At 67.6% G+C, this 12,502-nt stretch carries 10 protein-coding genes; 3 read left to right on the top strand and 7 right to left on the bottom strand.

Going from position 1 to position 12,502, the window contains the following annotated elements; genetic code table 11:
* Positions 1-6: 6 nt before the first annotated feature.
* The 3 genes from ACEOAB_RS00230 to ACEOAB_RS00220 all read right to left on the bottom strand — a co-directional run bounded on the left by ACEOAB_RS00230 (position 7) and on the right by ACEOAB_RS00220 (position 3,488).
* Complete coding sequence (locus ACEOAB_RS00230) at positions 7-648, bottom strand: amino acid synthesis family protein (protein WP_007831883.1); 642 nt, start codon at positions 646-648, stop codon at positions 7-9.
* 21 nt (positions 649-669) lie between these two features.
* Positions 670-1,575 (bottom strand): UPF0280 family protein, encoded by a 906-nt coding sequence (locus tag ACEOAB_RS00225; RefSeq protein ID WP_413750212.1) that lies wholly within the window; start codon positions 1,573-1,575, stop codon positions 670-672.
* Between the two features lie 296 nt (positions 1,576-1,871).
* Entirely contained in the window at positions 1,872-3,488 is a 1,617-nt protein-coding gene (locus ACEOAB_RS00220; RefSeq protein ID WP_495653348.1) for a 6-hydroxynicotinate reductase, read from the bottom strand.
* Between the two features lie 323 nt (positions 3,489-3,811).
* Between ACEOAB_RS00220 and ACEOAB_RS00215 the strand changes: the two genes are divergently transcribed.
* From ACEOAB_RS00215 to ACEOAB_RS00205, 3 genes are read left to right on the top strand one after another with little or no spacing between them, the layout of a single operon-like run.
* Entirely contained in the window at positions 3,812-4,585 is a 774-nt protein-coding gene (locus ACEOAB_RS00215) for a ferredoxin--NADP reductase (protein WP_007831891.1), read from the top strand.
* Positions 4,586-4,602: 17 nt separating this feature from the next.
* Entirely contained in the window at positions 4,603-5,361 is a 759-nt protein-coding gene (locus ACEOAB_RS00210; RefSeq protein WP_413749990.1) for a TetR/AcrR family transcriptional regulator, read from the top strand.
* Positions 5,307-6,506: an amidohydrolase family protein gene (locus tag ACEOAB_RS00205; protein WP_413749991.1), complete on the top strand. Its 1,200-nt coding sequence runs from the start codon at positions 5,307-5,309 to the stop codon at positions 6,504-6,506. The genes ACEOAB_RS00210 and ACEOAB_RS00205 overlap by 55 nt, the downstream gene beginning before the upstream one ends.
* Positions 6,507-6,525: 19 nt before the next feature.
* On the opposite strand, the gene ACEOAB_RS00200 is transcribed toward ACEOAB_RS00205, so the two are convergent.
* From ACEOAB_RS00200 to metH, 4 genes are read right to left on the bottom strand one after another with little or no spacing between them, the layout of a single operon-like run.
* Positions 6,526-6,927, bottom strand: a complete 402-nt coding sequence (locus ACEOAB_RS00200; protein WP_056515750.1) for a GtrA family protein — start codon at positions 6,925-6,927, stop codon at positions 6,526-6,528.
* The gene (locus ACEOAB_RS00195; RefSeq protein WP_413749992.1) at positions 6,924-7,919 is read right to left on the bottom strand and encodes a glycosyltransferase family 2 protein; all 996 of its coding nucleotides are present in this window, start codon (positions 7,917-7,919) and stop codon (positions 6,924-6,926) included. Before ACEOAB_RS00195 ends, ACEOAB_RS00200 begins: the two co-directional genes overlap by 4 nt.
* Entirely contained in the window at positions 7,916-9,718 is a 1,803-nt protein-coding gene (locus tag ACEOAB_RS00190) for an ArnT family glycosyltransferase (RefSeq protein WP_495653347.1), read from the bottom strand. The genes ACEOAB_RS00195 and ACEOAB_RS00190 overlap by 4 nt, the downstream gene beginning before the upstream one ends.
* A 52-nt stretch (positions 9,719-9,770) precedes the next feature.
* On the bottom strand, positions 9,771-12,485 hold the full coding sequence (gene metH / locus ACEOAB_RS00185; protein ID WP_235507847.1) for a methionine synthase: 2,715 nt from the start codon (positions 12,483-12,485) through the stop codon (positions 9,771-9,773).
* Positions 12,486-12,502 lie beyond the last annotated feature (17 nt).

Genomic DNA, 12,502 nt, shown 5'->3' with positions numbered 1-12,502 from the left:
TTCAGGTCAGCGCAGGCCGTCCCATTTGCTGATGTCTTTGGCAAGCAGGCCGCCGACGCGGGCGTGCACGCGGTAGCCGGTGCTCATCGCGAGGATGAAGACGATCTCGTCGGCCGCAGGCGCGCCGGGCACGCGCACTTCGATGGCGTCGAACTGGCCGCGCACGTAGCTCGCGTTGATGTTGGTCAGCGGCACGTCGAGTGCGGCACCGGGCGGCCCGACCTTCTTGGTCGAGGGCACGATGGACAGCGCATTGCCTGGCTGGCCGGTTTTCTCTTCGGCCTTGCCCGCGGTGTAGGCCGCCCGGCTGCCCTTCCAGCCGAGCAGTTCGCGCATCGCGTAGCCGCCGGGCACATGCCACAGCGCGCCGTGCTCCAGCTCGCCATCGGCGCCGACGATGGCGCCCTTGCCGTAGGTGGCGATCTGCTCCAGCGGCACGTCCATGGCGGCGTGCAGCCTGTGCGCCATGTCGACGCCCACGGGGTCGAGCAGCGCCATCATCGGCAGGATGTCGGGCTCGTAGCGGCCGGCGAAAGGATTGGTCAGCACCGCGCCGATGGCGCCACGCACCAACGGGGTGTCGGCGCGCGGTCCGAACTCGTGGTGGATGTGCTCGACATGGGTGAAGACGCGGCGTATATCGATCATGAAAAAGGACCTTGCTTTTCGTTAAGCAAATACTGAACCAACTGCTTTCGGCGGCACTGTCTGCAGCGACTTCGAGCATAAGGGCTCGACAAGTCGAAACTGCCCCTGGCAAACGAGTAGAACGGCCCAGACGAGCCCCCCTTTCTGCAGGACCTTGGCGCATATCGCGCCCGTATCGAGTGCGCTCTTGACCTGCGACGGTGCGAGCGTCGGCACGTCGACCGTGACGAGCATGTCGCCGAGGTCGCTGTCGTCCTTGCATTCGTTCGCGGGGCGGCGCGCGATGGCGTCGTCGTCGACATCGACGGCGTTGGCGATCACTGTCGCGGCAGCGTCGGCCTGTGCTGCGGTGGCGGCCAGGACCGTCACGCTGTCGGCGATGCCCAGCGAAAAGCTGCGCCCGCGCCAGCCGCTGGTGGCGACGCCGCGCACGGGCTGATCCGCGCGCAGTTCGAACTGGCCGTCGGTGGTGAGGGTGCCGCCGTGGTCGCGCCAGTCGAAGCGCGCGAGGTCGGCGAACACGCCCACGCGCGCCGACTGGCCGGGCGCGAGGTGCAGTGCGATGTCGCCGCCGTTGTTGATCCACGCGCGCTCGATGCCGGGACGGTCGTAGAACGCGATCAGCTCCTGCGCGACCGAGCCCGCGACTGCCGCCATGGGCGTGATGAACATCGGCGAGAACGCGGCGCAGGCGTCCCACATGCGCCTGGCGACCACGCCTCGCGGACGCATGTCGTCGCTCACGGGCAGGCGCAGCAGCGGCAGCTCGCGCACGAGCTCGTCGAGCACATGGACGAAGCGCGCCCACGCCGCGTCGTGCGCGGCCGCGACGGCATAGGGGTCGCCGTGCGCCTCGGCCACGATGTCGATCGGGCCGTGGTTGAAGTGCCAGCGGCTGCTGTCCAGCGCACTGCGTTGAGCGCTCATGACCGCGCGCCCCCGTCTTTCTCCCTCCCCTTCCGGGGGAGGGCTGGGGTGGGGGCACGCGGCGTATCCATCGGGCGCTCTGCCTGCCCCCATCCCAGCCTTCCCCCAAAGGGGGAAGGAGCAATACAAACGCGCCGGGCGCGAATGCTGCCGATGTTTTTCTCCCTCCCCTTCCGGGGGAGGGTTGGGGTGGGGGCACGCAGCGTATCCATCGGGCGCTCTGCCCGCCCCCATCCCAGCCTTCCCCCAGAGGGGGAAGGAGCAACACGCAAGCCGCACATCGACGCGAGCATGGATCAGCCCAGCATGGGGGCGTGGCCGAGCGGCCACGGGTTGGCGTCGTCCACCGCGAGCCATTGGCGCGCGAGCGGTGCGCCGTCTTCCTGCCACGCACCGCGCGCAAGCGCCTGCTCGAGCGAAAAGATGTGCTCCATGTGACCGCCGAGCGCGGCGTAGTCGTCGCGCCGCATGCTGAATTCGATGGGCGCGACGATGGCGGGCGTGGGCACGGTGCCGAAGCTGTTGTCGGGCATACGCATGACGTCGGCCATCACGGTGATGCCGCCGCCGGGCCACACATAGGCCGGCGCGCCGCCGCAGGTGACGTTGACCAGCGCGCGCTTGATCGCCCGCGTGAGCAGCACCGGGTTTTCGGTGACGCCCGCGCGCAAGCTGCCGCCAGCGCCGCCGAGGAACAGCACGGTGCACAGCGAAGGCTCGCAGTTCTCGCCGATGCGATCGACGATGCGTCTCACCTCGGGCGGCATCGGCTGCTCGACGGGCTTCAGCGCGTCGTCGAGCACATACCACTGCGCGTGCTCGCCGGTGGTCGAGGTCATCAGCAGGCGCAGGCCGGGCCGCGCCACGCCCTCCTCCCAGCCCTCGATGATCGCGAGCGGATCGGCGATGTCGGTGCCGCCCCAGCCGTTGCCCGGGTTCGCCACCTGGAAGTAGCGCCCCGGCGTCGACTTGCGCCCCAGCATCTGGATGCCCGAGGGCGCCATGTCGAGGCAGCGCCCGGCCTGGTGCTCGGTGAGCACGCCGGTGATGTGGTCATCGACCACCACCACCTCGTCGGCCACGCCCGCGAACTGGCGCGCGAAGATGCCCACAGCCGCCGAGCCGCAGCCCACGCGCATGCGCTGCTCTTCCACGCCGTTGACGATGGGCGCCTTGCCGGCCTGGATCACGAGGGTGGAGCCGCCGTCGATGGTGCACTCCACGGCCTTCTTGTTGCCCAGCAGCTGCATCAGCTCGGCCGTCATGCGGCCTTCCTTCTTGCTGCCGCCGGTGAGGTGGTGCACGCCGCCCAGCGACAGCATCTGCGAGCCGTATTCGGCCGTGGTGACGTGGCCCACGACCTCGCCGCGGTAGCGCACGTTGGCCTGCTCGGAGCCGAGGAAGCGGTCGGTATCGATCTTCACCTTGAAGCTGCAGTAGCTGAAGATGCCTTCGGTGACGACGGTGACCATGTCGACGCCCTGGGCTTTCGAGGCCACGATGAAGGGGGCCGGCTTGTAGTCGGGGTAAGTGGTGGACGAGCCCACGCCAGTGACGAAGACTTCGTCGGCGTGCAGCAGGTCGCCGTTCCAGTCGGGGGCCTGCGCCGTGGCGGGCTCGGCGCCCGGGCGATCGAAAGGCACCAGCGCCGGCGCTTCGCTCTCGATCGTTCGGCGCAGCAGCACCACCGGATCGACGCGCACCAGCACGCCGTCGCGGTTGGCGTAGCGGTCGCAGGCGCCGGTGCGGCCGTCGGAGATCTGGCACAACACCGGGCAGGCGTTGCACTCGACCTTGGCCGTGCTCATGCGCTCGTTGCGCGGCGGCGCCTTGCCGAAGGCGCCGCTGCCGGCTTCGGCCACCACGGGCATGTCCATGCCGGGGAGGCCATCTGTCTTGGTGTGTTCTGTCATCGGGGCGATCTCGTGGGCGTTTCGGTGATGGCGAGGGGCAAATCCTGGCTGCCGGGGTTTGCAACAAACGTGCCGTCAGCCCGCTTGTGCACCGACTTCCGTTTGTGTAGCATTCCCTACACTTTCATGTTGCGTTCACTACATTCGCAGTCAATGTAGCAAACGGGCCCGATGCTTGCAATGGTGTTTTCTCGCGCTGTCCGCCGGGGTTTTTCCGACCAACGACAATGGAGGGTTCGCAGCCGGCCGGCGGCGGCATGCCCCAAGGGCGTGCATCCCGGCCCAGCCACCTTCCACTGTTCCAACCAACTCTTGAGTTCCGTATGAGTGCATTCAGCGAAGAACGCGTCCTGAGCGTCCACCACTGGACAGACCGCCTGTTCACCTTCACCACCACGCGCGACCCGGCGCTGCGCTTCTCGAACGGTCATTTCACGATGATCGGCCTGAAGGTCAACAACAAGCCCCTGCTGCGCGCCTACAGCATCGTGAGCCCGAACTACGAGGAACATCTCGAGTTCCTGAGCATCAAGGTGGAAGAAGGCCCGCTCACCTCGAAGCTGCAGCACATCCAGGTGGGCGACACCGTCATCGTGGGCCGCAAGCCCACCGGCACGCTGCTGATCGACTACACGCTGCCGGCCAAGCGCCTGTACCTGTTCGGCACCGGCACCGGCCTGGCACCGTTCATGAGCATCATCCGCGACCCGGACACCTACGAGAAGTTCGAGCAGGTCATCCTGGTGCACGGCGTGCGCCAGGTCGACGAGCTGGCCTACCACGACCTCGTGATCGACCACCTGCCCAAGCACGAGTTCCTGGGCGAGATGGTTGCCAAGCAGCTGCTCTACTACCCGACGGTCACGCGCGAGGAGTTCCGCAACCAGGGCCGCATCACCGACCTGATCGAGAGCAACAAGCTCACCGACGACCTCGGCCTGCCCCCGCTCAACGTCGAGGAAGACCGCGTCATGCTGTGCGGCAGCCCCGGTCTGCTGGTCGACCTGAAGCACATCCTGGAAAAGCGCGGCTTCAAGGAAGGCAACACGAGCACGCCGGGCGACTTCGTCGTAGAGCGCGCGTTCGCCGAAAAATAAGCAGGGCGCCGCGCGCAATGGCCGACAACCGCACCGCCGCCAAGCCCCAGCGCCGCACCGGCGTGCGCGAGGCCGCGGCGCAGGCCACGCGCGACAGCATCCTGAAATCGGCGACCAAGGTGTTCGCCAGGTACGGCTACGACGGCGGCAGCGTGGAGAAGATCTCCAAGGCCGCGAAGTCGTACGACCGGATGATCTACTACTACTTCGGCAGCAAGGAAGGCCTGTTCATCGCGGTGCTCGAGGGCATCTACCAGCGCATGGACGACGCCGAGGCCGCCATTGCGCTCGACGCCTCCCGGCCGGTGGAGGCGCTCACCGAAGTGATCCGCTTCGTGCTGGGCTACTACCGCAAGAACCCCGAGTTCGTCACGCTGCTGAACACCGAGAACCTGCACAAGGGGCGGCACATTTCGAAGTCGCTGCGCGCGCGCGAGTATTCGTCGCGGGCGGTGGCGATCATTGCGGAGATCCTCGCCAGCGGCGCGGCGCAGGGCCTGTTCCGCAAGGACCTCGTAGCGCGCGATATCTACCTGCTGATCGCGTCCACCGGCTATTTCTACACCTCCAACCGGCACACGCTCACCGCCTTCCTCGGCGAGCCGATGGAGTCGCCGGAGGCCGTCGCGCACTGGGAAGACTTCGTGATCGAGACGCTGCTGCGCACCGTGCGCGCAGACGAGCCGCAAGACAACACATCACCCCACGAGGACACATCGAAATGGCAGAAATCGCAGCCGGCGGCAAGTCGGGCAAGGTCGTCATCAAGAACATAGGGCTGCTGCTCTCGGGCGACATCGACAAGCCCATCCTCGACGCCGACACCATCGTGGTGAACGACGGCCTGATCGTGGCGGTCGGCAAGGAAAAAGACTGCGACCTCGAAGGCGCGCAGACCGTGATCGACGCACGCAAGACCTGCGTGGCGCCCGGCCTGATCGACAGCCACGTGCATCCGGTGTTCGGCGACTGGACGCCGCGCCAGGGTCAGCTCGGCTGGATCGACTCGACCATGCACGGCGGCGTGACGACGATGATTTCCGCCGGCGAGGTGCACCTGCCCGGCCGCCCCAAGGACATCGTCGGACTGAAGGCATTGGCCATCACCGCGCAACGCGCCTTCGACAACTTCCGCCCCGGCGGCGTGAAGGTGCTGGCCGGTGCACCCGTCATCGAGAAAGGCATGGTCGAGAGCGACTTCAAGGAACTCGCCGAGGCCGGCGTGGGCCTGCTCGGCGAAGTGGGACTGGGCTCGGTCAAGGCCGGCTACGAAGCCAAGGAGATGGTGGCCTGGGCGCGCAAGTACGGCATCCAGAGCACCATCCACACGGGCGGCCCGTCGATCCCGGGCTCGGGCCTGATCGACAAGGACGTGGTGCTCGAGGCCGACGCCGACATCATCGGCCACATCAACGGCGGCCACACCTCGCTGCCCGAGGCGCATGTGTGCGAGCTGTGCGAGAAGAGTTCGCGCGCCATCGAGATCGTGCACAACGGCAACGAGAAGGTGGCCATCGCGGCGGCCAAAGCGGCGCTGGAGCTGAAGTGCCCGCACCGCGTGATCCTCGGCACCGACGGGCCCGCGGGCTCGGGCGTGCAGCCGCTGGGCATCCTGCGCATGGTGGCGATGCTGTCGTCCATTGCGAACATCCCGGCCGAGCTGGTGTTCTGCTTCGCCACGGGCAACACGGCGAAGATCCGCAAGCTCAACTGCGGGCTGGTCGAGGTGGGCCGCGACGCCGACTTCGTCTTCATGGATCGCGCGCAGCATTCGCCGGCACCGGGCCTGCTCGAAAGCGTTCAGCTCGGCGACATTCCGGGCGTAGGCATGGTGATGATCGACGGCATCGTGCGCTGCGGCCGCAGCCGCAACACGCCGCCTGCGACCGAGATTCCGGTCGTCGTTTCCGGCGCGCACTGAGCGCGCCGTGCCAGCGGCTTCAGCCGCCGCGGTGCGAGCGAAAGACCAGGTAGCGCGCCGACAGAAAGTTGGCGCTCATGCCGGCGAGGCTGCCCAGCGCCACGCCCAGGGCCGCGGCCCAGCGCCCTTCGACCCAGTGCAGCGTCAGCACGTAGGCGCCATAGTTCAGCACCGCGCCGGCGGCCATGGTCGCCAGGTAGCCCAGGTATTCGCGCCAGAGGGAACGGCCAGCCGCTGCGCTGGCCGCGAAGGTGTAGCGGCGGTTGAAGGCCCAGGTGGTGGTCGCCGCCGCGAGGAACGACACCACGCGCGCCGCATACCAGCCCAGCAGCGGCGCCAGCAGGTACAGCACGACCACGTCGACCACGAGCCCGATCACGCCGACGGCGGCGAACGAGAGGAACTCGCGTCCGATCTTCATCGCGAGGCGCGTGAAGCGCGGGTCGCCTGCTCGCGCACGCCCGGAATCGCGAGATAGCGCAGCCGCTTGGCCTCCCGCCGCCCCAGCGTGATGGCCTGCATGACGACGCCGCACACGAAGGACAGCATGGCCGCCAGCATCGCGCCCGTGGCCAGCACCGCCGTGGGGAGCCGGGGCACCAGGCCGGTGTGCATGTAGGTCATGACGAGCGGCAGGACCAGCGCGATCGACATCAGCACGAGCAGTCCCCCGATGATCGAGAAGAACTGCAGCGGCCGCTCGCTCACGAACAGCTTGCAGATGGTCTTCAGGATGCGCCAGCCGTCGCGGTAGGTCGAGAGCTTGCTGACCGAGCCTTCGGGGCGCGTGCTGTAGGCGGTGCCTTCCTCCGCATAGGGCATGCGCAGTTCGAGCGCGTGCACGGTGAGCTCGGTCTCGGTCTCGAAGCCCCGCGACAGCGCCGGGAACGACTTGGCATAGCGCCGCGAGAACACGCGGTAGCCCGAGAGCATGTCGCTGAGGCCACCTCCGAACAGCTGCGCCACGGCGCCCGTGAGCATGCGGTTGCCGAGGCGGTGGCCGGTGCGGTAGGTGTGCGCGTCCTGGCCGTCGTCCACGCGGCTGCCGACCACCATGTCGAGGTTGTCGTTCACCAGCCGGTCGATGAGCCGGCGCGCGGCGCCGGCGTCGTAGGTGGCGTCGCCGTCGACCATCACGTACACGTCGGCCTCGACGTCGGCGAACATGCGCCGCACCACGTTGCCCTTGCCGCGCAGGGCCACGTGCGTGACGATGGCGCCGGCCGCGCGCGCCACGGCGGCCGTGTCGTCGCTGGAGTTGTTGTCGAAGACGTGGATCTCGGCCTCGGGCAGCGCGGCGCGAAAGCCCTCGACTACCTGGGCGATGGCCAGCGCCTCGTTGTAGCAGGGGATGACCGCGGCAATGCGCAGGCCGGCGTTGCCTGGAATGGCGGGGGAAACGGTGTAGCTCATGGTGCGGCGGGAAGGATACGGTAGACCCGGCTGCCGTCTTTCTCGTACTCCACGGCGAAGTACTTGTCGAAATCGATGCGCGCGCTGAACACGGGCACCACGGAGTCCGGCAGGACCACGGCGGTGAAGCCCATGTCGCCGAGCTTGCGCGCGAGATCGCCGCCCGACAGGCGCCCGAAGTCGGTGTAGCGCCACGGCCCGAGCGTGTCGCCCCAGATGGGGTTGGGGCCGTAGTAGATCGCCTCGTTCAGCGCGATCTGGTAGACGCGGCCTGTGGTGTTGCGGCGCAGGTAGTCCATCACGGCATAGCCCGGCACGTGCCGGCGCAGCACGGCCTCGCGGGCCTCGGGCGTGATCGAAACCATCGCGACCTTGGCGGCGGTCTGGCGCACCGAGACGGCGGCCAGCACGGCCAGCAGCAGCACGGCCACCCAGTCGCCCATGCGAGCCGGCGTGCGCCGCGTGACGGGAGCGGGCGGTGCGTCCTGCGCCGTGTTCCTGGCGCCGAACATGCGGCGAACGCCCGAGACGATCCAGCCGAACAGCACCTGCCAGCCGATCGCCGCGACCGCGGCCAGCAGCGGGAACGAGGCCGTCAGGTAGCGCGGATAGCGCGAGGTCACGACCCAGACGGCCACCGAATACAGGCAGAACCAGCCGGCTGCGCGCACCGCCGCGGAACGCTTCCACCACACGCTGAACGGAGCAAAGAACACGGACCAGATCAGCGCGTTGGGCAGCTCGGCATGCACGCGCACGTCGGCCACCTGCTGTACGTAGTCGGCCGGCGTCCACTCGGTGAAGCCGAACACGCGCGCGCCGATGGGGTTGAACGGGTCGCCCGTCATGATGGCGTTGCGCGCATACCAGTACACGCACGGGACCAGGAAGCAGGCGAACACCAGCGCCCAGGCCCGGGGTCGGCGCTCGTGCCGGATGACGAACACCGCCACCAGCGGCAGGAAGATCAGCGCCTGGTACTTCGAGCCCGCGGCCACGCCGAGGCAGAACGCGGCCACGCCGAGCCAGCGCATGCCGCCGTGCACGGGCTCCGATTCGCGCCACCACCACAGCGCCACGCAGGCCGACAGCACGAACAGCGCCACGCCCATGTCGATCAGCGCGTTGGAGTAATCGCCGAGCCCCAGCCAGATGGCCGCGCCGATGCAGGCGGTGAGCCGGTTGGCGTGCAGGATGCCCAGGCGATAGACCATCACCACCGACAGCGCACCCGCCAGCGCATTGAGGAAATGCGGCAGCACGTCGTCGCCGAGCTGCAGCGCGGCGGCGTAGAGCAGGTTGTAGTTGTACGGGAACCAGGGGTAGCGCAGCCAGTCGTGGATGCCCAGCGAGCCCTGCTGTGCGACCTGGCGCGCGTACGGCAGGTGGTACATCAGTTCGTCGAAGGCGATCGGCGGCGCGAGCGGCGCCACCAGCGCGGGCAGCGCGACCAGGGCCAGCGCAATCAGCGCGATGCGCTCGACGTAGGTCCACGGCGCGGCGGGTTCGTTCGCGCGCAAGGCGCGCCGCTCGCGCAGCCACGACGGAAGCTGGAGCGCAGCGGCCACCACGCCTGCCACAACGAGCGCCACGGTCGCGCCGGCCTTGAAAGCACCGAAGATGGCCAGCGCCTGGAAGGCGCAGATGTACAGGCCGACCCCGAGCGCGACGGCCATGGCCGCTTCGAGAACCGCATCTCGGCGCGGCGGCGGGGCCAGGCGGCACAGCAGCGCGCGGCCGAAGCCCCAGCAGCCGATCACGAAGATCGACAAGGCCGCGTAATGCGCGGCTGCAAACATCAGCTTCTGAATAACAACTCCCGGTGCCGGGCGGCCGCGCCGGCCGGCAGGTTCAAAGATTGGGCGCCAGCAGACGCTCGAGATAGGACTCGCTCTCCTTGCGCCGCGCGGCCTGGTCCTGCAACTGGTCGTGACCGATCTTGCCGACGTTGAAGTACGTCGAATCGGGGTGACTCAGGTAGAAACCACTGACACTGGCGGCGGGCATCATAGCGAGGCTTTCCGTCAGGGTCATGCCAATGTCCGCGCAACCCAGAAGGTCGAACATCGGGCCCTTTACGCTGTGGTCCGGGCAGGCCGGGTAGCCGGGCGCGGGGCGGATGCCGCGGTATTTCTCCGCGATCATGTCGTCGTTGCTCAGGCTCTCGTCGCTGGCGTAGCCCCAGAGGTCGGTGCGCACGCGGTGGTGCAGCGATTCGGCGAAGGCCTCGGCCAATCGGTCGGCCAAAGCCTTGAGCATGATGGCGGAGTAGTCGTCGAGGTCGTCGACGAAGTACTTCTCTTTTTTCTCGACACCCAGGCCGGCGGTGACGGCGAACATGCCGACATAGTCCTTCACGCCGCTGTCCTTCGGCGCCACGAAGTCGGCGAGGCAGCGGCTCGGGCGCATCACGCCGTCGATCACCTGCTTCTCGGTCTGCTGGCGCATGCCGTACCAGGTGAGCGCGACTTCGCTGCGCGTCTCGTCGGTGTAGAGCTCGATGTCGTCGTCGTTCACCGTGTTGGCGGGCCAGAAGCCGACCACGCCGCTGGCGCTGAGCCAGCGGCCTTCGATCAGGCGCTTGAGCATGCGCTGGCCGTCGGCGTACACGCGCACGGCCTCGGTGCCGACGATCTCGTCCTTCAGGATGGCCGGGAACGGGCCGGCCAGGTCCCAGGTCTGGAAGAACGGGCCCCAGTCGATGTACTTGGCGAGCTCGGTCAGGTCGAAGTTCTTGAACACGCGCCGGCCAACGAACTTGGGCACCGGCGGCAGGTAGTTCGCGAAATCGACGGGCGTCTTGTTGGCGCGCGCCTTCGCGAGCGGCCACATCGGCACCTGCTTCTTGTTGGCGTGCTGCTGGCGCACCTTGTCGTAGTCGGCGTTGATCTCGTCGATGTACGCGGTGGCCTGGTCGCTCAAGAGCGACTGCGCCACGCTCACGCTGCGCGAGGCGTCGGGCACGTAGACCACGGGGCCTTCGTAGTGCGGCGCGATCTTCACGGCCGTGTGCACGCGGCTGGTGGTGGCACCGCCGATGAGCAGCGGGATCTTCCTGATGCGGAAGTGGTCGTCCTTCTGCATCTCGCCGGCCACGTACTGCATCTCTTCGAGGCTCGGCGTGATCAGCCCCGACAGGCCCACGATGTCCGCGCCCTCGACCTTCGCCTTCGCAAGAATTTCGTGGCACGGGACCATCACGCCCATGTTCACCACTTCGAAGTTGTTGCACTGGAGCACGACGGTCACGATGTTCTTGCCGATGTCGTGCACGTCGCCCTTCACGGTGGCGATGATGATCTTGCCCTTGGTGCGCACGTCGCGGCCCGCGGCCTCGTCCTGGCGCTTTTCTTCCTCGATGTAGGGAATGAGGTGGGCCACGGCCGACTTCATGACGCGGGCGGACTTCACCACCTGCGGCAGGAACATCTTGCCCTGGCCGAACAGGTCGCCCACGATGTTCATGCCGTCCATCAGCGGCCCTTCGATCACGTGCAGCGGGCGGCCGCCCTTGGCCAGAATGGCCTGATAGGCCTCCTCGGTGTCTTCGACGATGAAGTCTGTGATGCCGTGCACCATCGCGTGCGACAGGCGCTGGTTGACCGGCACCGGGTTCTCCGGCGTGCCGCGCCATTCGAGCTTTTTGCTGTCGTCTTTCGCACCGCTCTTGGCGGTCTCGGCCACCTCGACGAGGCGCTCGCCGGCGTCGGAACGGCGGTTCAGCACCACGTCCTCGACGCGCTCGCGCAGCTCCGGTTCGAGGTCGTCGTACACGCCGACCATGCCGGCGTTGACGATGCCCATGTCCATGCCCGCCTGGATCGCGTGGTACAGGAACACGGTGTGGATGGCCTCGCGCACCGGGTCGTTGCCGCGGAAGCTGAAGCTCACGTTGCTCACGCCGCCCGAGACCTTGGCGCCGGGCAGGTTCTGCTTGATCCAGCGCACGGCGTTGATGAAGTCGACCGCGTAGTTGTCGTGCTCCTCGATGCCGGTGGCAATCGCGAAGATATTGGGGTCGAAGATGATGTCCTCGGGCGGGAAGCCCACCTCGTCCACCAGGATGCGGTAGGCGCGCTCGCAGATCTCGATCTTGCGTTCGTAGGTGTCGGCCTGGCCCTTCTCGTCGAAGGCCATGACCACGGCGGCGGCGCCGTAGCGCTTCACGAGCTTGGCCTCGTGCTTGAACTTGTCGACCCCCTCCTTCATGGAGATGGAGTTGACGATGCCCTTGCCCTGGATGCAGCGCAGGCCGGCCTCGATGACCTCCCACTTCGAGCTGTCGACCATCACCGGCACGCGCGCGATGTCGGGCTCGCTGGCGATGAGGTTGAGGAAGCGCACCATCGCCGCCTTGCTGTCGAGCATGGCCTCGTCCATGTTGATGTCGATCACCTGCGCGCCGTTCTCGACCTGCTGGCGCGCCACGGCCAGGGCTTCTTCGAACTGGCCGTTCAGGATCATCCGCGCGAAGGCCTTGGAGCCGGTGACGTTGGTGCGCTCGCCGATGTTGACGAACAGCGTGCCTTCGCCGATGGCGACCGGTTCGAGGCCGGACAGCTTCATGGGCGGGGGGACAACGG

Source organism: Variovorax sp. Varisp53, assembly GCF_059491555.1.
The sequence above is the reverse complement of the archived record's forward strand: the minus strand, read 5'-3'. Positions and strand labels throughout refer to the sequence as shown.